Origin of the sequence: Mongoliimonas terrestris (assembly GCF_001927285.1) — a bacterium.
In the GTDB taxonomy this organism is placed as follows: Bacteria; Pseudomonadota; Alphaproteobacteria; order Rhizobiales; family Pleomorphomonadaceae; genus Chthonobacter; species Chthonobacter terrestris.
Genome location: NZ_MSIG01000016.1, coordinates 35,355 through 60,068, shown reverse-complemented (window position 1 = coordinate 60,068; position 24,714 = coordinate 35,355). Strand labels below are relative to the sequence as shown.

At 71.0% G+C, this 24,714-nt stretch carries 15 protein-coding genes; 5 read left to right on the top strand and 10 right to left on the bottom strand.

What is annotated here, in order from left to right:
- Window positions 1–141: 141 nt before the first annotated feature.
- Window positions 142–483, bottom strand: a complete 342-nt coding sequence (locus tag BUQ68_RS18895) for a hypothetical protein (protein ID WP_075217571.1) — start codon at window positions 481–483, stop codon at window positions 142–144.
- A gap of 168 nt (window positions 484–651) precedes the next feature.
- The gene (locus BUQ68_RS18890; RefSeq protein WP_075217570.1) at window positions 652–1,941 is read right to left on the bottom strand and encodes an L-fuconate dehydratase; all 1,290 of its coding nucleotides are present in this window, start codon (window positions 1,939–1,941) and stop codon (window positions 652–654) included.
- A 123-nt stretch (window positions 1,942–2,064) separates the two neighbouring features.
- On the opposite strand from BUQ68_RS18890, the gene BUQ68_RS18885 reads away from it, so the two are divergent.
- The 4 genes from BUQ68_RS18885 to BUQ68_RS18870 all read left to right on the top strand — a co-directional run bounded on the left by BUQ68_RS18885 (window position 2,065) and on the right by BUQ68_RS18870 (window position 5,864).
- Window positions 2,065–2,910, top strand: coding sequence for an IclR family transcriptional regulator (locus BUQ68_RS18885; RefSeq protein WP_245293320.1), 846 nt, complete (start codon window positions 2,065–2,067; stop codon window positions 2,908–2,910).
- A gap of 103 nt (window positions 2,911–3,013) precedes the next feature.
- Window positions 3,014–4,051, top strand: a complete 1,038-nt coding sequence (locus BUQ68_RS18880) for an aldo/keto reductase (protein WP_095407379.1) — start codon at window positions 3,014–3,016, stop codon at window positions 4,049–4,051.
- Between the two features lie 82 nt (window positions 4,052–4,133).
- Window positions 4,134–4,877, top strand: a complete 744-nt coding sequence (locus BUQ68_RS18875) for an SDR family oxidoreductase (RefSeq protein ID WP_075217569.1) — start codon at window positions 4,134–4,136, stop codon at window positions 4,875–4,877.
- Between the two features lie 138 nt (window positions 4,878–5,015).
- Window positions 5,016–5,864, top strand: coding sequence for a fumarylacetoacetate hydrolase family protein (locus tag BUQ68_RS18870; protein ID WP_075217568.1), 849 nt, complete (start codon window positions 5,016–5,018; stop codon window positions 5,862–5,864).
- Window positions 5,865–5,928: 64 nt separating this feature from the next.
- Here BUQ68_RS18870 and BUQ68_RS18865 read toward each other — a convergent pair whose 3' ends face one another.
- From BUQ68_RS18865 to BUQ68_RS18850, 4 genes are all read right to left on the bottom strand, one after another.
- Window positions 5,929–6,285 carry a DUF4189 domain-containing protein gene (locus BUQ68_RS18865; protein ID WP_075217567.1) on the bottom strand — a complete coding sequence of 119 codons (357 nt, stop codon included), beginning with the start codon at window positions 6,283–6,285 and terminating at the stop codon, window positions 5,929–5,931.
- A 363-nt stretch (window positions 6,286–6,648) separates the two neighbouring features.
- Window positions 6,649–8,112: an SEL1-like repeat protein gene (locus BUQ68_RS18860; RefSeq protein WP_075217566.1), complete on the bottom strand. Its 1,464-nt coding sequence runs from the start codon at window positions 8,110–8,112 to the stop codon at window positions 6,649–6,651.
- Window positions 8,109–9,458 carry an HlyD family type I secretion periplasmic adaptor subunit gene (locus tag BUQ68_RS18855; RefSeq protein WP_075217565.1) on the bottom strand — a complete coding sequence of 450 codons (1,350 nt, stop codon included), beginning with the start codon at window positions 9,456–9,458 and terminating at the stop codon, window positions 8,109–8,111. The genes BUQ68_RS18860 and BUQ68_RS18855 overlap by 4 nt, the downstream gene beginning before the upstream one ends.
- Entirely contained in the window at window positions 9,424–11,637 is a 2,214-nt protein-coding gene (locus BUQ68_RS18850) for a peptidase domain-containing ABC transporter (RefSeq protein WP_075217564.1), read from the bottom strand. The genes BUQ68_RS18855 and BUQ68_RS18850 overlap by 35 nt, the downstream gene beginning before the upstream one ends.
- A gap of 206 nt (window positions 11,638–11,843) precedes the next feature.
- Between BUQ68_RS18850 and BUQ68_RS18845 the strand changes: the two genes are divergently transcribed.
- Window positions 11,844–13,034 (top strand): glycosyltransferase family 4 protein, encoded by a 1,191-nt coding sequence (locus tag BUQ68_RS18845; protein ID WP_075217563.1) that lies wholly within the window; start codon window positions 11,844–11,846, stop codon window positions 13,032–13,034.
- A 138-nt stretch (window positions 13,035–13,172) separates the two neighbouring features.
- Here BUQ68_RS18845 and BUQ68_RS18840 read toward each other — a convergent pair whose 3' ends face one another.
- The 4 genes from BUQ68_RS18840 to BUQ68_RS18825 form a co-directional block, all read right to left on the bottom strand.
- Entirely contained in the window at window positions 13,173–14,675 is a 1,503-nt protein-coding gene (locus tag BUQ68_RS18840; protein WP_075217562.1) for a tetratricopeptide repeat protein, read from the bottom strand.
- Window positions 14,672–19,846 (bottom strand): tetratricopeptide repeat protein, encoded by a 5,175-nt coding sequence (locus BUQ68_RS18835; RefSeq protein WP_083656718.1) that lies wholly within the window; start codon window positions 19,844–19,846, stop codon window positions 14,672–14,674. Before BUQ68_RS18835 ends, BUQ68_RS18840 begins: the two co-directional genes overlap by 4 nt.
- A gap of 25 nt (window positions 19,847–19,871) precedes the next feature.
- Window positions 19,872–20,252: a DUF6165 family protein gene (locus BUQ68_RS18830; RefSeq protein ID WP_075217560.1), complete on the bottom strand. Its 381-nt coding sequence runs from the start codon at window positions 20,250–20,252 to the stop codon at window positions 19,872–19,874.
- Window positions 20,253–20,499: 247 nt separating this feature from the next.
- Complete coding sequence (locus BUQ68_RS18825) at window positions 20,500–24,591, bottom strand: beta strand repeat-containing protein (protein WP_075217559.1); 4,092 nt, start codon at window positions 24,589–24,591, stop codon at window positions 20,500–20,502.
- Window positions 24,592–24,714: the final 123 nt, after the last annotated feature.

Here is a 24,714-nt window from a genome sequence, read left to right as displayed (position 1 = left end):
CGGGCGCGCGGACGCGCCCCGCCGCCGATCGGCGACGAAGCGCTACAAGAGCGGCGACAACAGGCTACGAACCGCATCATCCGGCTACAAAAAAAGCGCGGCCCCGAGGGACCGCGCTTCTTGTTCACCGATGCGAAAAGCTTAGCGCTTCTGCAGTTCCTCGATGGTGGAGTCGCCCCGCTCGGACTCGGTCGGGTTCGTGGAGATCCGCGGCGAGACGTCGAACGCGCGGGTTTCGCCCATGCCCGAGCCGTAGGCCGCGCCGCCGCTGCGGCCGAGCCAGGCGTCGTTGGTGCCGACGGCCGAACCATCGGCAGTGCCGTTCTGGATGGCCAGCTGCTCGGTCACGTTGCCCTGCTGGGTGGTCTCGCTCGGGTTCGTATTCGCCGCGCCGGCATTCGTGCGGAACGTCTCGGCCGAAGCAGAAGAAGCGCCGAAGGCAATCGCGGCGGCAAGGGCGGAAATCTTGATGGCGGTGTTCATCTGATTATCTCCAGTATTTGATTTCAAACAACCGGCGACTCGATACCGTGTGCCGTTGTTGCAGGGATAATCAACGACCGCCCATCATCGTTCCGGTTTGCGAGATCGCGCACCGATCACATCGAAGTCAGTCGGCTGTGAGACGGCGAGAGGCGCTTCGACGCGGCTTCAGACCGGCCTGTGCGCGTGGGCGCGGAGCGAGGCCGGCTTCATGGCGATGGAGAATCCAGGATCGAGCGGCGCCCGGTAGCGCCCCCGCTCCACCACGCAGGGCGTCTCGAAGTGCTCGTGCAGATGGTCCACATACTCGGCCACCCGCCCCTCGTGGGTGCCGGAGATCACCAGATAGTCGATCATGGACAGGTGCTGCACATATTCGCAAAGCCCTACCCCGCCCGCGTGCGGGCAGACCGGCTTTCCGGCCTTGGCGGCCATCAGCATGATGGCGAGATTCTCGTTGAGCCCCCCCACCCGGGCGGCGTCGATCTGCACCACGTCGATCGCGTCGGCCTGGAGGAACTGCTTGAAAAGAATACGGTTCTGGCACATCTCCCCGGTCGCCACCTGGACCGGAGCGACCGCCTCGCGGATCTGCCGGTGGCCGAGGATGTCGTCCGGCGAGGTCGGCTCCTCGATGAACCAGGGCCGGAATTCGGCCAGATCCCGCACCCAGTCGATGGCCTCGTCCACCTCCCAGACCTGGTTGGCATCGATCATCAGCGTCCTATCGTCCCCGATCACCGACCGGACCAGCCGGAGCCGGCGGATGTCGTCGGCCCGGTCGCGGCCGACCTTCAGCTTGAAATGCGTCCAGCCCTCCGCGATCCCGGCCTCGCAGAGCCGGCGGATCTTGTCGTCGTCATAGCCGAGCCAGCCGGCGGAGGTGGTGTAGGTCGGGTAGCCCTCGGCCATCAGGCGGGTCCGGCGGGCCGGCTCTCCGGCTTTCGCGCGAGTGATGATGCCGAGCGCGTCGTCGCGGGTCAACATGTTGGAAAGATAGCGGAAATCGATGAGCCCGACGATCTCCTCCGGGCTCATGTCGGCGATCAGCCGCCACACCGGCTTGCCCGCCGCCCGGCCCCAGAGGTCCCAGACCGCGTTCACCACCGCCCCGGTCGCCAGGTGCATCACCCCCTTGTCGGGACCGAGCCAACGGAGCTGGCTGTCACCCGTCACATGCCGCCAGAAGCCCGCCATGTCGGCCGCGATGGCGGCGAGCGACTGGCCGACGACCCGGTCCGCCACGAGGCGGACCGCAGCCTCCACGAGCTCGTTGCCGCGCCCGATGGTGAAGGTCAGCCCGTGCCCGACGAGACCGGGATCCGACGTTTCCAGAACCACATAGGCGGCCGAGTAGTCCGGATCCGGGTTCATGGCGTCGGAACCGTCCAGCCCCTTGGAGGTCGGGAAGCGGACGTCGTGGGTGCGATATCCGGTGATGACGGCGTTGAGAGGCATCGGACCGCTTTCGCTTTGTTGGTGAAACGGGTATGCATCTGTGAAACATCGCTGTCAACGGGAGGACCGGGACGCGCCGCCGGCCGGTCGCCCCGACACACCCCGAACCGGAGGACACCCGCCTTGTCCGAGGACGACGCCCTGGGGCCGGAACGGCGGGCCGAAGTGGCTGATTCCGCGACCGAAGTCCCGGCTGTGGACGGGGCCGCGGGCGAGCGCCGCTACACGGCGCCCGCCCTGGAAAAGGGCCTCGACATCCTGGAGCGTCTGTCCGACGAAAGGGACGGCCTCAGCCTCGGGGAACTTGCCGACGGGATCGGGCGCACCAAGGGGGAGATCTTCCGCATGGTGGCGGTGCTGGAGGCTCGCGGCTATCTCGCCCGCGGCGACGACGACCGGCTGACCGCGACCGACAAGCTCTTCCGCATCGGCCTCAACCGCCCGGCCTACCGGTCGCTGATAGATGTGGCCTTGCCGCTGATGCACGGATTTGCCGAGGAAACCGGCTATTCCTGCCACCTCGCCGTGCCGTCCGAGACCCAGATGGTGGTAATCGCCCGGGTGGAGAGCGTGAGCCATATCGGCTTTTCCGTGCGGATCGGCTACCGTCAGCCCCTGATCCGGACCGGATCGGGCCATTGCCTCCTCGCCTTCATGGGCGAACGGCGGCGGCGGGCCACGGTCGTGAGGATCGCCGCCGAGGACCCGGCCTTCGAGGCCGACGCCTTCGCGGCGACGCTGGAGGGCTACCGCCGGGCGGGGCGGGTGATGCGGCCCTCCGGCACGGCGGAAGGGGTGATCGATCTCTCCGCCCCGGTGCGCGACGGGCCGGACGCAGTGGCGGCGCTGACCTGTCCGTTCATCCGGATGAAGGTCCGGCCGATCGAGGCAAAGGACCTGCTCGACCGGCTGGTCGGGGTGGCCGAGGCAGTCTCGGCGGGGCTCGCCGTCGCGGGCGCCGATCGGTAGAAGACGACGGCGATCAAAGAAGAAAAGTCTTTTGGGGGCGGGCGTGCGGACGGCGGAGACAGCCCGTCAGGACCCCGGACCCGCGGGAGGGAGGAGACCCAAGATGGCCATGGCCAGGCGCCGCCTCGGCGGCACGGATTGCCAGGTGACGGAACTCGGCTTCGGCGGCGCGCCGATCGGCAACCTATACGCGCCAATCGAGGAGGCGGCCGTCACCGCCCTGCTCGCCGGCGCATGGGACGCCGGGATCCGCTTCTTCGACACGGCCCCCTACTACGGCTTCGGCCTGTCGGAGCGGCGGATCGGCGACTTCCTCCGGGACAAGCCGCGCGACGACTATGTGATCGCCACCAAGGTCGGCCGCCTGCTGGTGCCCGATCCCGGCGACCACCCGGCGCGCGCGGCCTTCAAGTCGCCGCTGCCGTTCCGGCCGGTGTTCGACTATTCCTACGACGCGGTGATGCGTTCCTTCGAAGACAGCCTTCAGCGGCTCGGCCTCGACCGCATCGACGTGCTCCTCATGCACGACATCGGCCGCGTCACCCACGGCGACGCCAACGACACCCTCTTCCCGATCGCCATGGCGGGCGGCGCCAAGGCGTTGACGGCGCTTCGCGACCAGGGGGTGGTGAAGGCCATCGGCCTCGGCGTCAACGAGTGGGAGGTGTGCGAAGCCGCCATGGACCACGCCCGCTGGGACACCTTCCTGCTCGCCGGCCGCTACACGCTCCTGGAGCAGGAGAGCCTCACCTCCTTCCTGCCGCGCTGCGTGCGGGAGGGTGTCGGCATCATCGTCGGCGGCCCGTTCAACTCCGGCATTCTCGCCACCGGCCCGGTGCCGGGCGCGCGCTACAACTACGAACCGGCGCCGCCCGACATCCTCGCCCGCGCGGGCGAGATCGAGGCGGTGTGCCGGACCCACGGCGTGCGGCTGCCGGCGGCGGCCCTCGCCTTTCCGCTCACCCACCCGGCGATCGCCTCGGTGATCCCCGGCATGGCCAAACCCGCGGAGCTTGCCGCCAATCTCGACCTGATGGCCGAGACCATACCGGCCGGACTCTGGACCGACCTCATCATGGCCGGCCTGATCCGGCCGGACTCGCCCGTGCCGACGGCGGACGCGCCCGCCGTTTCGGCCTGACGGGCCGGACCCCGGCCGCCCCCCGCGCTGCACACGCCGGCCGCTTGGAAACGGCCCGGCAAAGCCTCAGGAGAAGACTGCGATGACCGATCGACTGAAGGGCAAGGTGGCCGTCGTCACCGCCGCCGCCCAAGGCATGGGCCGGGCGGCCGTCCTCGCCTTCGCACGAGAAGGCGCACGGGTGATCGCCACCGACGTGAACGATGCCAAGCTCGCCGAACTCGCCGGCCTGCCCGGGGTGGAACCGCGCCGGCTCGACGTGCGCGACAGCGCCGCCGTGACGGCCTTCGCCCGGTCGATGGAGGCGCCGGCGGTGCTCTTCAACTGCGCGGGCTTCGTGCACGCCGGCACCATCCTGGACTGCGAGGAGGACGCCTACGACTTCTCGTTCGACCTCAACGTCAAGTCCATGTACCGGACGATCCGCGCTTTTCTGCCCGGCATGATCGAGGCCGGCGGCGGCTCCATCGTCAACATGGCCTCGGTCGCCTCGTCGGTGATCGGCGCGCCGAACCGCTTTGTCTACGGCGCCTCCAAGGCGGCCGTGATCGGCCTCACCAAGGCGGTGGCCGCCGACTTCGTGACCAAGAGTATCCGCGTCAACGCGGTCTGCCCCGGTACGGTGGAGAGCCCGAGCCTGCACGACCGCATGCGCGCGCTCGGCGATTTCGAGACCGCCCGCCAGTCCTTCGTCGCCCGCCAGCCCATGGGCCGGCTCGGCACCGCCGAAGAGGTGGCGGAGCTGGTTGTCTATCTCGCCAGCGACGAGAGCGCCTTCATGACCGGCCAGGCGATCGTCATCGATGGCGGCTGGTCGAACGTGTGATACCAAGCTCGTCAAGTCCGGCCTTGACGAGCGCAGGCAAGCCCGAACGGGCGCCGGCCGGTCAGGCCGTTCCGCGCAAGGTATGAGAGAGTCCGTGCCCTTTGGGGCCGGATCGAAGAAACGAGGAAGAGTGGACCAATGAAGCTCCTGCGTTATGGCGCCCCCGGCGCCGAGAAGCCCGGCCTCCTGGCCGCCGACGGCACCATCCGCGACCTGTCGGGCACCGTCAACGACCTGGCCGGATCGTGGCTCACCCCGGACGGGCTCGCCAGGATCGCCGCCCTCGACCCGGCAAGCCTGCCGGTCGTGGAAGGCCCGGTGCGCTTCGGCCCGTGCGTCGCCGGTGTCGGCAAGTTCATCTGCGTCGGCCTCAACTACGCCGACCACGCGGCCGAATCCGGCGCCAAGGTGCCGGACGAGCCGATCATCTTCATGAAGGCGACGAGCGCCATCACCGGCCCGAACGACCCGGTGATCATCCCGCGCGGTTCGGAGAAGACCGACTGGGAGGTCGAGCTCGGCATCGTCATCGGCAAGACCGCCCGGTATGTGACGGAGGCCGACGCCCTCGACCATGTGGCCGGTTACTGCGTGATCAACGACGTGTCGGAGCGCGCCTTCCAGACCGAGCGCGGCGGCCAGTGGACCAAGGGCAAGTCGGCCGACAGCTTCGGGCCGATCGGCCCCTGGCTCGTCACCCGCGACGAGGTGGCGGACCCGCAGAAGTTGAAGATGTGGCTTTCCGTGGACGGAGTGATGCGCCAGAACGGCTCCACCGAGACGATGGTGTTCGGGGTGAAGACGCTCGTCTCCTACATCTCGCAATTCATGAGCCTGCAGCCCGGCGATGTCATTTCCACCGGCACGCCGCCCGGCGTCGGCATGGGTATCAAGCCGACCCCGGTCTACCTGAGGCCCGGCCAGGAGATCCGCCTCGGGATCGAGGGCCTCGGCGAACAGACCCAGACCACGGTCGCGGCCGACTAGGGTCGTCGAACGCGAATAGCCGGCCGCTCTCCAGCGGCCGGCGCAACGACCCGCGTTCGACCGCTCACTCGCAGTCGGACACGATGACCTGACAGTTGGGGCAATTCTCCAGGGCCATGGCCTCGGCCTTCCTCTTGGTATTGCCATAGCCGATTCCGTAGTAGGTCCGGCTGCCCGCATAGGCGCCGCAGGTCTCGAACCAGACCGCGATCGTGCAGGTGTCGTTGCCGGCGTCCAGGCACTGCTCCTTGGCGTCGCGTTCCGCTTCCCGGCGCGTGACGCCCCAGCCGAGGCCCCAGCCCGCCTCTTCGGCCGACGTGCCGCGGGAATCGTTGACGGCGATCGCCCCGATGGCAAGCGCCTGGCCCGTGGTGGCGGCGAGGACAGCCGCAAGGACCGCGCCGCGGAAAGCAAACCTCATGACGAAACCCCTTCTATGCTTTTTATGTCGATCGACTTGATCTGCTCCGCTCGTCGGCAGGACTTGCAGCGCAAGTGATCCCTAGCACCGGGGTGATTAAAGACTTGGGAACAAGGGGTTGGAGCGCCATTGATCGCAGCGCCGACCGCGTGGAATGGTTTCCGCTCTGTCTTCTGATTTGCTTGGATCCGAACGGAGATCTGCGAGTCATCACCCAAGACCTGTTGCATCTTGCAGGCCGGGCGAGAATATACTTGCTGTCGTCAAGGACCGGCGGTCACCGGTCGTGCGCTGCGGGGCGGTGGGACCGCCTCGGCCTTTTCGGCAGCCACGGCTCCGCCCCTTTGCTGTCCTTCGGCTTGCCTAGCCGGTCGCGGCGGGCCGCGGGCCCTGGCGGTCGAGGTCGGTGAGGAGCATGCGGGCGCGGTCGTCGCCGGCCTCGGCGGCGCGGGCGAGCAGCGGACGGGCGGCGTCGAGGTCCGGCGGCGTCGTCCAGAAGGCGTAGAGCTCGCCGAGCGCCACCGCGGCCGACACCTCGCCCTCGTCGAGGGCGGAGCGCAGCCATTTCAGGGCCTCGTCCCGGTCGCGCGGCACGCCGACGCCGCGCATATGGAAGCGGCCGAGGTTCACCTTGGCGATCGGGTGGCCGCCCTCGGCGGCCCGGCGCGACCAGGCGGCCGCTTTGGCGAAGTCCGCCTCCACGCCGTTGCCGGTGGCATAGGCGACGCCGAGTTCGAACGCCGCCTTCGGATCGCCGCGCGAGGCAGCCTCCTCGAGCGGCATGAGGGCGGGCGGGGTGCCGGCCCGTTCGGCGACCGGGGCCTTGCGCATGGTGGCGGCGTCCTGGGGCGCGCCGCGCCCGACGCGGGCGAGCTGGTCCAGGCTGCGCCGGGCGCCCTCGTGCCCGGTCTCGGCGGCCTGCCGGTACCAGCGGGCGGCGGCGGCCTCGTCGATCGGCCGGCCGATGCCGCGGGAGTAGAGATCGCCGAGGCGGGCCATGGCCTCGCCGTCACCTCGGGCGGCGGCCCCGCGCAAGAGCGTCTCGGCGCCGGAGAGGTCCTTCTTGACCCCGAGCCCTTCCATCACCAGCACGCCCAGATGCCGCATGGCCTGCGGGTTGCCCTTCTCGGCGGCCTTCTTCAGGAAGCCGGCGGCGGCCTCGTAGTCGATGCCGGTGCCGAGGCCGTACATGAGCTGGACGCCGATCGACATGAGCGCCGTGGCGTTGCCGGCCTCCGCCGCAAGGTCGAACCATTGCCGTGCCTCCCGATGGTCCGGAGTGCCGAGGTGACCGCCGGCGAGCAGCGTGCCGAGGCCGAGGGCGGCCTCCACGTGGCCGCGCTCCGCCGCCCGGCGATAGACGACCGCCGCGCGCTCCGGCTCGGCCGGGCCGCCGAGCCCCGCGGCGAGGATGTAGCCGAGGGTCGCCTCCGCGTCGATGTCGCCGGCCTCGGCGGCCTGCTCGGCGAAGCTGCGGGCGGCGACGGGGTCGCGCTTCAGGGTGACGCCGTTCGGGAAGAAGGCCGCGATGGCACTCGCTCCGCCGCTCCGCCGTTCCTCCGGCGGACCGCCGGAAAGGAGGATGACGGCGAGCCGCGCCTTGGCGCGCACGTGGCCGGCCTCGGCCGCCTGCCGGTACCAGTGGGCGGCGTCGGCGAGATTGGTCACCACGCCTTGCCCGGTCTCGAAAGCCTCGCCGAGGGCGAAGGCGGCCTCCACGTCGCCCCGGCCGGCGGCGATCATGTGCCGGCGCGCCGTCTCCAGCGGGTCGGGCGGGGCGTCGGGGGCGCGGCGGAACAGGCCCGTGAGGCGGCCGATCAGGGTCATGGCTCGGACATCCCCTCGTTGAGGTTGGAGAGCGCGCCGTTCAGCATGTAGGCCATGATGGTGTTGGACCCGACCACGATATCGGCGGTGAGCGGCATGCCCGGCACCAGCCGGAAGCCCTCCGGGACGCGCTTGAGGCTGAGGTCGGTGATCTCGACGACGGCAAGATAGTAGGGCGACCCGGCGGTACCGGGCTGCGGCGTGTAGGCGTCCGGGCTGATCGACCGCACCCGGCCGCGGGCGGAGCCGTGCTCCACGAAGGGCCAGGCGTCGAACTTCAGCACCACCTCGTCGCCGGCCGCCACGAAGCCCTGGTCGCGGGCGGCAAGCTCCACCTCCACCTCGAACACGGTGTCGAGCGGCACCAGCGTGGCGATCTTCTCGCCCGACTGGACCACCGAGCCGACCGAGACGGCGCCCATCTGCTGGACGATGGCGTCCTCCACGGCGGTGAGTTCAACAAGGCTGAAGCGGCGGGTCGCCTTGGCGAGTTCCTCGCGGGCCTGGTCGAAGGCGAGCTGGCGGTCGGAGAGATCCTGGGCGATGCGGGCGCGCCACTGCTTCTCGAACACGATGCGCTCGTTCTTCAGCGCCTCAAGCTCGTGGCGGGAGGCGCGGATCGTGCCTTCGTTGGTGACCACGTTCCGCTCCATCTCGACCCGGCTGTCGGTGGCGACGAGGGCGTTGAGGCGGCTGCCGGCCTTCTTCTTCTCCAGCGTCTGGCGCATGCCCTCCACCTCCTCGTAGATGCCGAGGCGTTCGGTGTAGAAGTCGCGGTCGCGCATCGCCCGGGCGATGCCGGCCTCCACGGCGGCGATGCGCTCGTCGTAGCGGGCGACCTGGGCCTGGTACTCGGCCTGGCGGGAGGCGTAGAGCGCCCGCTGGGCGGCCACCTGGAGGCCGTCGCGGGTGGGCTGGTAGGGGGCGCCGTCGAGTTCGGCGGAGAGCCGTGCGATCTCCTCGGCAAGGGCCGCCACCTGCTGGTCGAGCCGGCTGAGATCGGCGGTGGAGAAGGTGGGGTCGAGGGCTGCGATCAGCTGGCCGGCGCGCACCACCTGGCCCTCGCGGACGGCGATCCGGCGCACGATGGCGGTCTCCAGCGGCTGCACCACGATGGTCGGCGCCTGCGACACCACACGGCCGCGGGCCTGCACCATGCGGTCCACCGGGAAGATGGACGCCATCAGGATGGCGGCTCCCAGCGTGGCCGCGATGAAGTGCAGCGTGATGCGCGCGCTGATCGGCGGCTTCTCGGCCAGAAGCTCCGCCGTGTCAGACTGGAACTCCCGGACGTCCGCCCGGGCGGCCCGGTCAAGAGCGGGCGGCAGCGCCGTAACGGTCGCCATGGTGGCCTCCCGGGCTCAGGTGTCGGTTCTGCTGGTACCAAAGGTGGCGGTACACCTCGCAGCGGTCGAGAAGGTCGAGGTGGCGGCCGGCGTCGAGCAGCTTGCCGCGCTCCAGGCAGAGGATCTGGTCGCAGTCGGTGAGCGAGGCGAGCCGGTGCGAGATGACGATCACCGTGCGACCCTTGGCGATGCGGCGGAGGTTCTCGTTGATCACTGCCTCGCTGTCCGGGTCGAGGGCGCTCGTCGCCTCGTCGAAGATGAGGAGCGGCGGGTCCATCACGAGGGCGCGCGCGATGGCGATCCGCTGGCGCTGGCCGCCGGAGAGGTTGGAGGCGTTCTCCTCGATCGGCGTGTCGTAGGACCGCGGCAGCCGCTCGATGAACTCCTCCGCGCCGGCGAGGCGGGCCGCCTCGATCATCTTCTCGATGCCGGCGTCCGGGCGGCCGATCAGGATGTTCTCCCGGATGGTGCCCTGGAAGAGAAAGCTGTCCTGGAGGACGACGCCCATGCGGGCGCGCAGGTGGTCGAGGTCGATCTCGCGGAGCTCCACCCCGTCGATCTTGATCAGGCCCTCGTAGGACTGATGGAGGCCCTGGAGGAGCCGCGTCAGCGTGGTTTTGCCGGAGCCCGATCGACCCATGACGCCCACCACCGTCCCGGGCTCCACCTGGAAGGAGATGCCGTCGAGGGCCGGCGATTTCGCCTCCGGATAGTAGAAGCGCACGTCGCCGAAGGTGATGGGGCCGGTCATCGGCGGGCGAACGCCGTTCTCCCGCCGCGGCTCCGGGGCGGTGTTCACCACCGAGGCGACCTGGCTGATGGCGCCCTTGACCTCCTGGATCTGCTGCAGGAGGCCGGCGATCTGGACGATGGGCGAGGTGGCCCGTCCGGCGATCATGGTGAAGGCGACCAGCGTACCGGCAAAGACCGTATGGTCGCCCGAAATCGCCAGATAGCCGCCGAAGCAGAGCGAGCCGGCGTAGATGAGCTTTTCGAGCGGCGCCAGGAGGGTCTGCGGCTGGTTGGCCAGATAGACCATGTCGGTCGCCGCCCGCACCGCGTCCGCCACCCGGGAGTCCCACTCCCGCCGCTTGCGGCCTTCCAGCGCCAGCGACTTGACCGTCCGCACCCCTTGCAGGGCCTCGATCATGAACTGGTTCTTGCGCTGCTCGGCCGCGATCACCTTGTTGTACTGGTCGGCCATGGGCCGCATGTAGACGACCACGATGACGGCCATCAGCGCCGCGATGGTGAGCACGAACCAGGTAAGGGCGGCGTTCAGCATGAACATCGCCGGGATCAGCACGATCAGCGTGGTGGCGTCCAGCAAGGTGCCGAACAGCTGGCCGGTGAGGAAGTTGCGCACCCGGCGCACCTCGCCGAGCTTGTAGGCGATGATGCCGGTGGGGTTCTTGTCGAAGAAGTCGATCGGCAGCGCCACCAGACGGTCGAAGATGATGGTGGAGACGCGGGCGTCGATGCGCGCGGTGGCGAGGGCCACCATGGTGCGGCGGAGATAGCCGAGCGTCGTTTCGAAGGCGAGGAGCACCGCGACGGCGCCGACCAGCGTCATCAGCGTGGACATGCGCTGGTGCACCAGCACCCGGTCGATCACCACCATGTAGAGGAGCGGCGGCACCAGGGCGAGGAGGCTGAGGGCGATGGCCGCGATGCCGATGTCGCGGAAGAGCATCTTTTCGCGAAGCACGATCGACAGCATCCACAGGATGCCGAACGGCTTGGTGGTATCGTCGCCCTCGGAACGACGCTTGACCAGGATGGTCTCGCCGTCCCACTCGCGGGCAAGCCGGATGCGGTCGACCGGCAGCGCCGGGGCGTGCGGGTCGAGCGGGTCGCGGACGAGGACGCCGACGGACGTCTGGGTGCGGAAGAGGCCCTCGGCGACCACGTGAGCGCCGGACTTGAGGACGAGGACGACCGGGAAGGCCTGGCCGAGGTCCATCAGGTGGTCGAAGTCGAGGCGCGTGCGGCGGGCCCGGAAGCCGCATTCGTCGGCGATGCGGATCAGCCGGCGCGTGGTGATGCCGTCGGTGCCGTAGCGGGCACGCAAGGTGTCGAGACCGAGGCTGAGCCCGAGCTTCTCGGCCACCACGGCGAACGCCGCGAGCGCAGTCCCTTCGCCACCCGGCGCCGGCCGGCCAGGATCCTCAGCGCCCATGATCCGTTACTTCCGCCCCCACGCACACCCGGCCCGCCAACAGAGCCGTGCAGATCCGACTATGTTTCGGGATGGTTAATGATCGGTTACGGGTCCGGCCATGAGAAAGCCGCCTTAAGCCCTCGTTAAGCTTGATAAATCACCTTCCAGCGATGTGATGATCCGCGCCGACCGGGCGGTCCGGCGCGGCTTTCGGGAGGCCGTCGATGCGCCGGCGCGTGGTGATCCATTGGGGCGTGTCGAGCTTCTTCGGCTGGGGCGTCTACGGCCTCAATCTGGCGCTCCACTGGAGCCTCGACCCTTTGGTCGAGCCGCTGACCTCCTATCCGCTCCGGCCCGACCAGGTGGTGGTGGATCCGCTGAAGGAGCGGCTGCTGGCGCCGTTCCGGGCGGAATCGCGGGGGCTCCAGGAGAAGCTCGCCGCCTTCTCCAACCGCACGGTGACGGCGGACGGGCCGGTGCTGGCGGCGCTCGGCAACGACTTCCGCGTCTCCGCCCTTGCCAACGACCTGACGCTCGCCGGCACGCCGACGATCGGCGTGGTGTTCTTCGAGATCCCGCACCTCGACGCCGACACGGTGGCGCGGGCCAAAGCCCTTCCGCTGATCGTCGCAGGGTCGACCTGGAACGAGCGGATCCTCCGCGAGCACGGGGTCGAACGGGTGACGACGGTGATCCAGGGCATCGACCCGACCCTTTTCCACCCCGCCCCGCGGGCGGGGTGGATGCCGGGGCGCTTCCTCGTCTTCAGCGGCGGCAAGCTGGAACTCCGCAAGGGCCAGGACCTCGTCATCGCCGCCTTCCGCCGGTTCGCCGAGCGGCACCGGGACGCGCTCCTGGTGACGGCCTGGCACAGCCCCTGGCCGCAGTTCGCCCGCACGGTCGATGCCTCGGGCCGCGCCGCCCCGGTGGTGTTCGACGCCGCCGGCAAGGTGGACGCCGTCGGCTGGGCGGCGGCGAACGGCATTCCGCCCGACCAGGTGCTGGACCTCGGCGCCGTGCCGAACGCCCTGATGGCGCCGATCCTGCGCGAAATGGACGTGGCGCTCTTCCCCAACCGCAGCGAGGGCGGCACCAATCTGGTGGCCATGGAATGCATGGCCTCGGGCGTGCCCACCATCCTCTCCGCCAACACCGGCCACCTGGACCTCACGGCCCATCCGGGCGCCGCCTTCGTGCTTTCCGAGCAGCGGCCGGTGGCCGGAGCTTATGGGCCCGTGGGCGGCACGCCCGGCTGGGGCGAGAGTTCGGTCGACGAGATCGTCGCCCACCTGGAAGCGGCCTATGCGGACCGGAACGACGCCCGCCGCCGGGGCGCGGCCGGCGCGGACGCGGTCGGCCGCCTCACCTGGGCGCGGACCGCGGCGGCCATGCGGGACATCGTGGTGGCGGTCTGATGCCCGGCGCGTGACGGTCGGATCTAGAGCGCTTGTCCTCCCTGACGGAATCGGCATGTCGACAAGAAATCGCTCCAGATCCAAGGACCTGGAGCATTCTCTCATCGATCAAGTCGTGCAACTTGATCGGAGAATGCTCTAGGATAGGTCACCATCCCGCAGCCGGCCGGCGACCGCGTCGATCACGGTCCCCCAGTCGCCAGGCGCCGGCTGGCGGTGGAGCGTGGCGGTCGGATACCAGGGCGTGGTCGTCCGGTCGATGAGCCAGCGCCACTCGGCGACCGCCTGCAGCAGGATGTGCACCGGCCGGCCGAGGGCGCCGGCAAGGTGCGCAGCGGCCGTGTCGGTAGAGACCACGGCGTCCGCGAGCGTCATGATGGCGGCCGTGTCCACGAAGGCGTCCGGACCGGCGTCGAGGTCGGGCCCGGGATGCTCGATCCGGACCGGCAGGCCGGCGAGCCGGTAGCCCCCGCCGTCCGGCTCGATCGCCGGCGGCGCCAGCTTCTGCAGCGAGATCAGCCGGATGTCGGGCAACGCGGCGAGCGGCGCCAGGAGCGCCGGATCCGGCAGGCTGCGGCCCCGGTCCACCGGCGTCTTCGGGCTGCCCTGATGGTTGACGGTGACGATCCGCCGGCCGTCGTCGCCAAGCCGGGCGCGCCAGGCCGCCACCCGGTCCGGCTCGGCGGTGAGAAGTCCGGCGGCGGACGGGATCGACCCGAGGGTGAGGCCGAGCCGGTGCGGCAGGCCGAGGAGCGCGGTCGCGGCGGCAACGTTCGCCGGCAGATCCTGCCCGCTGTCCGGCACGGCCGCCGCGATCGTGTCGGCGCCGGTGAAGCGCCGGAACAGGCGCGCGAGCGGCGCCGGCACCTCCAGGGTCACGGCGGTGGCCAGCGAGCGGGCGAGGGGCAGGAGGGCGGCGAACTGGATGGTGTCGCCGAAGCCCTGTTCCGCGTGGACCAGCAGCCGTCCGGGGAGCGGCCGTCCGTCCCAGTCCGGTAGGTGGGTGTGGCGGCGTTTGTCGGGAAAAGCCTCCGTCTTCCAGCGCCATTCGTAGTGGCTGAAGCCGCTTTTGTAGTCGCCCAGGCGAAGAAGATGGCGGGCGAGGTTGTAGTGGGCCTCCGCAAGGTCGGGCTGGTCGGCGATGACGGCGCGGAGAAGTGTCACCGCCGCGCCGTCCCGGCCCCTGGCGCCGAGCGCGTTGGCGAGGTTGTGCCGGGCGGTCACGTCGGCCGGATCGAGAGCGAGCGCCCGTTCGTAGGCGGCGATGGCGCCGTCCGCTTCGCCGGCCTTGGCAAGGCTCGCGCCGAGCGCGGTCCAGGTGTCGGCCGTCTCCTGGAGGCCGAGGGCGGTCCGGTAGGCGTCGATCGCCCCCGGATGGTCGCCCGCCGCGGCAAGCGCATTGCCGAGGTTGGACCAGATCTCCGCCCGGCCGGGCTGCAGCGCCGCCGCCCGGCGGATGAGGCCGACCGCCTCGTCGAGGGCCCCGGCGGCCTTGCGGGCGACGCCGAGGAGGTGGAGCGCGTCCGGATGCTCCGGCGCCGACGCCAGCACGGCGCGGTAGCCGGCTGTGGCGGCCTCCAGCCGCCCGGCCCGGTGATCCTCCAGCGCGCAGGCCAGGGGATCGGCGGCCGCGCTGCTCATCCGGCGGCCTCCGTGCGCGCGGCCGGTCCGGCGTCCGGCGCGCCATGGCCGGCGCGGGCGGCGAAATGCGCGTCGAGGGCGGCGGCGGCCTTGTGGGTGACGCCCTCCCAGTCGCCGGCGACGGTCTGGCGGACGAGGCGGACGGTCGGGTACCAGGGGCTGTCGTCGCGCCCGGCGGTCCAGCGCCAGTCGGGCGCATGCTTCAGCATCAGCACCGTCGGCCGGCCGAGGGCGCCGGCCAGGTGGGCGAGCGCCGTGTCGGAGGAGACGACCACGTCGGCGAGGCTGAGGAGGGCCGCGCTGTCCAGGAAGGCATCCGGGCCGGCGTCGAAGCCGGGACCGGGGAGCATGGGCCGGAGCGCCTCCGGCAGGGCCGCGAGGTCGGCGAGTCCGTGCTCCTTCTGGAGGGCGAGGACGCGCACGCCCGGATGCCGCTCGGCAAGGTGGGCGAGAAGGGGCGTCATGGCCGCGAGCCCCGGCGAGCGGCCCTTGTCGGCGCGGGCCTTCGGATTGCCCTGCCAGACGAGGCCGACGAACGGCCGGCCCTGCAGGCCGAGCCGGTGGCGCCAGGCGACCAGCCGCTCCGGTTCGGCGCGCAAGTAGGGCACGGCGGCCGGCAGCCGGTCGATGGTGGAGCCGAGGAGGAGCGGCAGGCTCATCAGCGGCGCCTGCATGTCGTGCGGCGGTGGCGGACCGGCGCCCTGCTCCACGATCGTCACTGGCAGGCCGCCGAAATCGAGGCTGGCGAGGAGCCGCATCAGCGGGCGCCGGACCTCCACCACGAGCCGGCCGCCGCGCGCCGCCACCATCGGCAGGAAGCGGGCGAACTGGATATGGTCGCCGAGGCCCTGCTCGCCGTGTACCAGCAGCGTGCGCTCGTCGAAGCGCCCGCCGTCCCAGAGCGGCGCGGCGAGATCCCGCCGCTCCATCTCCGAGCCGGACCAGCGGAACTCGTAGTCGGCGAAACCGCCTGGATAGTCGCCGGCCGCCAGCCGCGCGTGGGCGCGGTCGATGCGCAGCTCCGGATCGGCCGGGGCAAGATCCACCGCCCGGTCGAACGGCGCCAGCGCCTCCGCCGGGCGGGCGAGCGCGCGGAGCGCGTTGCCGAGGGTGCGGTGGGCGATGGCGGCGCCGGGCCTGAGCGCGACCGCCTGTTCCAGGAGCGGCAGCGCCTCCGCCGGGCGTTCGCTGTCGACGAGGAGCGCGCCGAGGTTGATCAGCGCCTCGCCGGCGCCGGGCGCCTCGGCGATGATCGCCCGGAACAGCGCCTCCGCGTCGCCCTCCCGGCCAAGCCGGCGGAGCGCGATGGCGTAGTTGGTGCGGAACTCCGGTGTGCCGAGGCCGCGCCGGCGAGCGGCCTCGAAATGGATGAGGGCGCGCGGGAAGGTCTTCCGCTGCAACGCGATGGCGCCCAGCATGTGGACCGCCTCCACGGCCTCCGGATGGTCGAGGAGCACGTCCGCGTAGCCGGCGGCGGCGACGTCGAGCCGGCCGGCCAGATGCTCGGTGACAGCCGCGGAGAAGCGCGCGTCGCCCGCCGGACGCGGCGGCGCCTTCGGCAGGGGGATGCGGTCGTCGATGGTCTTCGGCACCAGCCGGCTGCGGTCGCCGCCGACGAGGGCCGCGACCTCGCCGGCGAGCCGCTCCACGACGCCCGCCCAGGGCGCCGCCGTGCCGACCTCGGTCGGACCCTGGCGGAAGAGGCGGAGGCTCGGGTACCAGGGGCTGTCGGCGCGCTCCTTCAGCCAGCGCCACTCGGCCCGGTCCTTCAGGATGGCGAAGGCCGGGCGGCCGAGCGCACCGGCAAGGTGGAGGACCGCCGTGTCGGTGGAGACGACGAGGTCGAGGTTCATCATCACGGCGGCCGTGTCCACGAAGGCGTCCGGGCCGGCATCCACGTCGGGGCCGAGGGTCTCCACCGCAAAGGCGCCCCCGAGCGCGGCGATCTGCTCCGCGCCGTCGCCCTGCTGGAGCGCGATGAGGCGGACGCCCTTGACGGCGGCGAGCGGCGCCAGCGCCTTCAGGGGCAGCGAGCGGCCGGCGTCGACGGTCGGGTCCGGGTTGCCCTGCCAGGCGATGCCGATCCGGAAGCCGTCGCCGGCGGCGAGCCGTTCGGCGAAGCGGGCGACCCGCACCGGGTCCGGCGTCAGGTAGGGGATGGCGGCCGGGATGGTGTCGAGCCGCGTGCCGAGGAGGTGCGGCAGGCTCATGATGGGCACGGCACCGTCGCTCGGCGGCACCGTGTCGCCCTCCACCGCCACCGCGTCGACGCCGGTGGCGCTCGCCATCAGGGCGGCGAGCCGGGGCCGGCAGGCGATGGTGACGCGCGCGGCGCCGGCGGCCTTGAGGGCGGCGGCGTAGCGGACGAACTGGATGCTGTCGCCGAAGCCCTGCTCGCCGATGACGAGCAGCTGGCGGCCTGCCACCTCGCGGCCCTCGAACAGCCGCAGGCCGTCGTCGAGGGCGAGGCGGGCGCTCCGCCGCCGCGCTTCGTAGGCCTTGAAGCCGGCTTCGAAGTCGCCCTCGATCAGATGGGTCATGCCGAGCGCCATGGCGGCGTCGGCGTGGCTAGGCCGGGCCACCATGGCGGCCTTGAAGGCGGCGCGGGCGTCGACGATCCGGTCGAGCTCGAAAAGCGCGGTGCCGAGATTGGTGAGCGTGTCGGCGTTCGCCGGCTGCAGCTCCAGCGCCCGCCGGTAGAACCAGACGGCCAGCGCGCCCCGGCCGCGCCGGCGCTCGGCGACGCCGAGATTGGTGAGCGCGTCGACATTGTCCGGCTCGGCGACGAGCGCCTCCTCCCAGGCCCGCACCGCGCCGTCCTTGTCGCCGCTCTCGTCCAGCACGTTGCCGTAGAGGACGGTCAGGCGCACATCGGCCGGATTGAGCGCGCGCGCGACCCGGAAGGCCTCCGCCGCCTCGGCGAGCCGGCCGGCTGCCTTGAGGGCGAGCGCCTCGGCCTTGCGCACCGCAGGGTCGTTCGGCCGGGCCCGGGCGGCGGCGCGGGTGAGATCCACCGCGTCGACGCCGGCGCCGCGCTGGCCGAGCAGCGTGACGAGGGTCTGCAGGGCGGCGCCGTGGGCCGGGTCGAAGGCGAGCGCGGTCTCCAGCGCCCGCTCGGCCTCGGCGGCATCGCCGGCATTCTTCAGGATCACGCCGAGGTTGGCGAAGCCGTTGGCGTCGGTCGGCGCGAGCGCGACGGACCGCCAGGCAAGCGGCAGCGCGGCTGCGGCCGCCTCGCGGCTGCGGCCGCCGGCCTCGAATTCCGCGACCGCGAGGAGGTTGGCGGTGCGCCCCTCGTCCGGGTGGCGGGCGAGGCGGGCCTTGTAGAGCCCGATCGCCTCCCCGTGGCGCCCGGCCGCGTGGGCCGCGATGGCGACGTCGAGGTCGGGCACCGGGTCGGCGGAGGCGTCCGGATCGGTCCGGTCGGGGGCGTTCGGGAGCGCGTCGACGAGGGCGGCGAGCTGATGCTCCAGGTGCGTGACGAGCCCGGCCACGTCGCCGACGGCCGGCTGGCGGAATTGGCGCATGGACGGGTAGAAGGGCGAGATCTGGCCCTCCAGGCCCCAGCGCCAGTCCGGCACGTGTTTGAGCAGCGTCCAGACCGGCCGGCCAAGGCCGCCCACCACATGCGCCATGGACGTGTCGGTGGTGATGACGAGGTCGAGCACGTTCGCCACCGCCGCCGTGTCCAGGAAGGCGCCGGGGCCGGCGTCGAAGTCGGGCCCGAGGTCGACGAGGGTCACGTCCGGCGGCAGACCCGCCATCTGCTCGCGGCCGACACCCTTCTGGAGCGCGTAGACCGCGACCCCGGCCACCCGGGCAAGCGGCGCCAGGGCGGCGAGCGGCATGGACCGGCCCTTTTCGGCGGGCGCGGTCGGGTTTCCCTGCCAGACGAGGCCGACCCGGAAAGGCTTGTCCGAGAGACCGCGTGCGGCGTCGAGGGCGTCCAGGCGCGCGCGCCAGCGGGCGACCCGCTCGGGGTCGGCCACGAACACGGGCGGCGACGGACGGAGCGTCTCCGGCGTGAGGGCCAGCCGGTGCGGCAGGGAGAGGAGCGGCACGTAGGCGTCCGCCGGGGGCAGCGGCTCGTGGTCGGCGACGAGGGCGGGCGCGTCCGGACCGGCGAAGAGCGGCGACATCGCCAGGAAGGGCTTCAACGCCGTCTGCACCGCCAGGACGATGCGGCCGGCGCGCCCCTTCAGGCGCGGCACCAGGCGGGCGAACTGCAGCGTGTCGCCGAGGCCCTGTTCGAAATGGACGACGAGGGTGCCGTCGGGGATCGACCGGCCGTCCCAGAGCGGCACGCCGGCAAGGCGCGGCGGGCGCGGATGGCCGGGCATCTCGAACCGCCGCTCGTAGCCCGCCCAGCCGGCGGCCCAGTCGCCGAGGATGAGGTGGGCGCAGCCGACGTTGTAGGGCAGCTCCGGCCCGGGCGCCGGCGTGCCGCCGGCCCAGAGGGCAAGGGCCGCGCGCGGATCGCCGAGGGTGCGCAGGGAGACGCCGAGGTTGAGCCGCGCCGCCGCGTGGTCCGGGTCGAGCGCCAGAAGGCGCCGGTACACCATGGCGGCGTCGGGCTCGCGGCCGAGCTCGTGCAGCACGACGCCGAGATTGTAGAGCGCGTCCCGGTCGTCCGCGTCGATGAGGAGCGCGCGGCGCAGGATGAGCTCGGCGGCGACCGGGTCGCCGGACCGCAGGCGCACGTGGCCGAGCTGCGCCCAGGCGGCGGCGTTGGCGGGGTCGATGGCGACGGCACACTCGGCGGCGGACGCGGCCTCGCCGACCCGGTCGGCGGCGGTCAGGGCGTGCACCCGGTTGATCCAGCCGCCGATGGCGGTCGGCGCGAGCCGGGTGGCGGTCGCGGCGGCTTCGGCCGCCTCGTCGAACCGGCCGAGGTCGACGAGCGGCAGCACGAGGTTCTGCCAGGCGGCGCTGAGATCCGGGCTGAGCGTGACGGCCCGGCGGATGAACTTGACGGCGTCGGCCGGCCGGCCGCGCTGGTGGAGCACGACGCCGAGGAGATGGAGCGCGTGCGGGTCGTCGGGCGTCTCGGCGAGAACGGCCCTGTAGACGGCCTCCGCCTCGGCGACGGCGCCGGCCGCGTGCAGGCGGCGGCCGTCCGCGACGGTCGGCGGACCGCCGGGCTCGCCAGGCACCTCCATCGGGACTCCCATCGGCGCCCTCCCCTTCCGGCCGGCCTCAGTAGGCGGCGTAGGACTTTTCCTCGACGATGGCCGAGCCGAGGGCGCTGTTGATGTCCTTCTTCAAGGCCGCGCGCCGGTCGTTGGTGCGATAGACGCTCCGCGCCAGATCCACGAAGCGCGGGCCGAAGTCGCCGGCGCGCTCGCAGTCGCGGATCTCGTCCTCGATCTCCCAGAGGGCGAGGTTCACGGCCTTCAGCTCCGCCGTCAGACCGACCACCGCGGGCGGCAGCGGAATGCTGGCGAGCCGATCGCCGAGCAGCGCCAGTTCGCGCGCCACGTTGGCCTGCTTCACCGGGTCGTCGATGCGGACGCTCTTGATCTCCAGGATGGTGATCTTGTCGATCAGTTCACCCCAGGACACCGGCACGTCGATCATGGTCGGGCGCTCATGGATTTCATGATGAGCCGCCGGCGGGGCGGCGTTTCCTGATGGGCCACCCATCGGGGCGGCAGCAGCCGAACCACGCATTCAAACATTCGAAATCGGCACTGATTCGAACGCTGCACCAAGCGTCCGGCGCTGTCAAAGCGCCCGTGGCGGCTTTACCCCGCCAAACGAAGACGGGCCGGAGGAGACCTCCGGCCCGTCGGGGATGCGCAACCCGGTCCGCCGTGACGGCGGATCAGGAGAAGGTGATGTCGCCAGCCACCAGGGTGGTGATGCCCGCCAGCTTGATCTGCATGTCGGCGGTGCCGTCCGCGTCCGTGTCGATCTGCAGCGTGGTGTCGCTGCCGCTGACCGTGAAGCGGGCCTGGCTGTTGGCGCCGTCGGTGACGAAGGTGCCGTCGAGGCCGAGGAAGCTGAACGTGCCTTCCTTGAGGGCCGTAGCCAGGTTGATCTTGTCGGTTCCGGAGGCGAAGCCGGTGATCACGTCCTGGTTGGAGGCTGTCGACTGCTCGGTCTTGGAGTAGCGGATGGTGTCGGTGCCCGAGCCGAGGGTGAGGGTGTCCCCCTTGGCGGCAAGGCTTTCGAAGCTGTTGGTGCCGTTGCCGAGGTTCACCGTGACGGCGCCGCCGTCCGCCGCGATCACGATCGCATCGGCATCGCTGCTGCCGGTGATGCTCTCCACACCGCTCAAGGTCACCGTGCCGGCGGCTGAGAGGACGACCAGGTCGGTGGTCGCCGAGGCGCCGACGATGTTCTCCACCGCCGAGACCGTCATGGTGGCCGTCGACCCCATGGTGATCTTGTCGGCACCGGAGCTGCCGACCACGGTCTCCACCGAGGTCAGGGTCAGCGAGGAGGCGACCGAGAGGGTGACCTTGTCGTCGCCGCCCTTCAGGTCGATGGACGTGGCGGCCTTGTCGGAGAGGGTCACCATGTCCGAACCGGTGCCGCCGACGATGCTCTCCACGTTGAGGAGGGTGAGCGTGCCGCCACTGTTGGAGAAGGTGACGCTGTCGGTGCCGCCGGCAAGGTCCACCGTGCCGGACGCCGCCGCCGTGAACACCACCGTGTCGACGCCGGCCGCGCCGGTGATGGTCTCCACGTTCGCGACGTTGATGCTGTTGGTGCCGGAGGCGAGCTTCAGCGTGTCGGTGCCGCCGGCGAGATCGACCGAGAGGCCCGCGGCCGCCGCCTTGAGGACGATGGTGTCCGCCCCGCCGACACCCACCAGGGTCTCGATGTTGGACACCGTCACCGTGTTGGCGAAGTTGCCGAGCGTCAGGGTGTCGCTGCCGGCGCCGAGGTCGATGGCGCCGGTGAAGGCGGTGGCGAGGGTGACGCTGTCGGCGAGCGCGTTGCCGTTGACCGCCTCGATGTTGGCGACCGTCACCGTGTTGGCGAAGTTGCCGAGGGTCAGGGTGTCCTTGCCGGCGGCAAGGTCCAGAGTGCCGGAGGTGATCGCCGTCGTCAGCGTGACGGAGTCCACCGCGGCGCTGCCGGTGAGGTTCTCCACGTTGGCGATGCTGATGTTGCCGGCGCCGGTGAGGGTGAGGCTGTCGGTGCCGTCGCCGAGGTCGATGACGAGGCCGGCGGCCTTGCCGGAGAGCGTCACCACGTCGGCGCCGGAGCCGCCCATGATGGTTTCGATGTTGACGAGGGTGACCGTGTTGCCGCTGTCGGCAAGGGTCAGCTTGTCCTTGCCGCCGCCGAGGTCGACGGTGCCGGAGAGCGAGGACGTGGAGACGACCACATCGTTGGCGGCGCCGCCGACGAGGCTTTCCACGTTGGCGACCGTGACCGTGTTGCTGGTCTTGCCGAGCGTCAGCTTGTCGGTACCGGCGCCGAGGTCGTAGAGACCGCCGGTGACCTGGGTGGTGATCACCACCGTATCGGCGCCGCTGCCGCCGTAGACGCTCTCGATGCCGCCGACCGAGATGGTGCCGCCGGCCGCCGAAAGGACGATCACATCGCCCTCCGAGGAGCCGACCACGCTTTCGATGTTGGCGACCGTGATGGACGAGGCCTTGCCGAGGGTCAGCTTGTCCTTGCCGGCGCCGAGGTCGAGCGACCCGGCGGAGATGGCGGAGGTGAGCGTGATGACGTCGGCGCCGGCACCGCCGGTGATGTTCTCCACGTTGGTGATCGTCAAGGCGCCGCCCTTGGCGCTCAGCGTGACGCTATCGTCGCCGGAGCCGAGGTCGATGACCACCTTGGCGGCGGAGGAGAGGATGACGCTGTCGTCGCCGGTGCCACCGATCACGGTCTCGATGTTGGTGATCGTGATGGTGTTGTTGCCGGCCGCAAGGGTCAGCTTGTCGATGCCGCCGCCGAGGTCGACGGTGCCGGACTGCATCACCGAGCCGAGGGTGATGGCGTCGTTCTTGGCGCCCGCCACCAGCGTCTCGACGTTGGTGATGGTCAAGGTGCTGGCGAGCTTGGAGAGGGTCAGCTTGTCGTTGCCGCCGCCGAGGTCGATGGAGCCGGAGACGGCGGTGGTGAGCACCACCGTGTCGTTGGCCGAGCCGCCGGTGATGGTCTCCACGTTGCCGATCGAGACGGTGCTGGCCTTGTCGCCGAGGATGACCGCGTCACCGGTGCCGGACGAGCCGAGCACGATCTCCACGTTGGTGATGGTGGCGGTGGTGTTGGCCTTGGCGAAGGTGAGGGTGTCCTTGCCGGCGCCGAGGTCGATGCTGGCGGCCGTGCCGGCGAGGTCGAGCGTGACGAGGTCCGCGCCGGCCGCGCCGACGACGGTCTCCACATTCACCACCGTGAGCTTGCCGCCCTTGGAGCCGAGGGTGACGCTGTCGGTGCCCGAGCCGAGATCGACCGAGCCGCTGGCTGCCGCGCCGAAGGTGACGCTGTCGGCGCCGGTGCCGCCCACCAGGGTCTCGATGTTGACGATGGTGAGGGTGTTGCCCGTCGCCGCCAGCTTCAGGGTGTCGCTGCCGCCGCTGAGGTCGATCGTGCCGGAGGCCATGCTCTCCGAAAGGGTCACCACGTCGTTCTTGGCGCCGCCGATCAGGGTCTCCACGTTGGTGACGGTGACCGTGTTGGCGAGCTTGGAGAGGGTCAGCTTGTCGGAGCCGCCGCCAAGGTCGATCGACCCGTCGATGGAGGCGCTGAGGGTCACCACGTCGCTGCCGGAGCCGCCGTTGAGCGTCTCGATGTTGCCGATCGTGACCGTGTTGCCGGAGCTGCCGAGGGTGAGGCTGTCGCTGCCCTTGCCGAGGTCGATCTTGCCGGAGAAGGCGCTGCCGAGGGTGATGACGTCGTCACCGGTGGAGCCGACGATGTCCTCCACGTTGGAGACGGTCAGGTCCGCCGCCGGGCCGGTCAGGGTCAGTTTGTCCTTGCCGGCGCCGAGGTCCACCGAGCCGGCGGTGTAGCCGGCGGCAAGGGTGATGACGTCCGCGCCGGCGCCGCCGACGAGGGTCTCAACGTTGGCGATGGTGAGGGCGCCGCCCTTCGACGAGAGGGTCACCTTGTCGTCGCCGTCGCCGAGGTCGACGGAGCCGTTCTTCAGGATGCCGTCGAGCACCACCACGTCGTCGCCGGAACCGCCCACCAGCGTTTCCACATTGGCGACCGTCAGGGTGTTGCCGCTGCTGGCGAGGGTCAGCTTGTCCGTGCCGGCGCCGAGATCGATGGTGCCGCCGGAGACGCTGGAGCCGAGGGTGATGATGTCGTTCTTGGCGCCGCCGACCAGGGTCTCCACATTGGTGACCGTCAGGGTGTTGGCGAGCTTGGAGAGGGTCAGCTTGTCGGTGCCGGCGCCGAGATCGATGGTGCCGCCGGTCAAGGCCGTGCCGAGGGTGATGACGTCGCTCTGGGAAGCGCCGGTCAGCGTCTCCACGTTGGAGACCGTCAGCGTGTTGGTGCCGGCGAAGAGGGTGAGGCTGTCGGAGCCGCCGAGGAGGTCGATCTTGAGGCCGCTCGCCGCGTTGCCGAGGGTGATCACGTCGCTGTTGGCCGCGCCGGTGACCGCTTCGATGTTGAGCACCGTCGCCGTGTTGGCGAAGGCCCCGAAGGTGATCTTGTCGGTTCCGGCGCCAAGGTCGATGGTGCCGCCGGTCATCTGGGTGGAGAGCGTGATCGCGTCGACGCCGGCGCCGCCGGTGATCGTCTCCACGTTGCCGATGGTGCCGGACGCGCCGGCCTTGCCGATCACGACGCCGTCCGCACCGGCGCCGAGGTCGATGGACACGCCCTTGAACGTTCCGTCCAACGTGATGAGGTCGTCCCCGGACCCGCTGGTGATCACCGTCGCAAGCGGCAGCGTGGCGGTGGTCCCGGTATCGCCGAAGTTGAAAGTCGTCACGAGCATGTCCTCCGCGTGAACAGCGCGCAACTCTGCCGGCCGACCCCTTCCGGGCCGTCCCGCTGGCCAAACTTCGGCCGCCCCGCCATTCCGTGCTGCCACATATAAGGATCCGCATTTAAAGCCGAG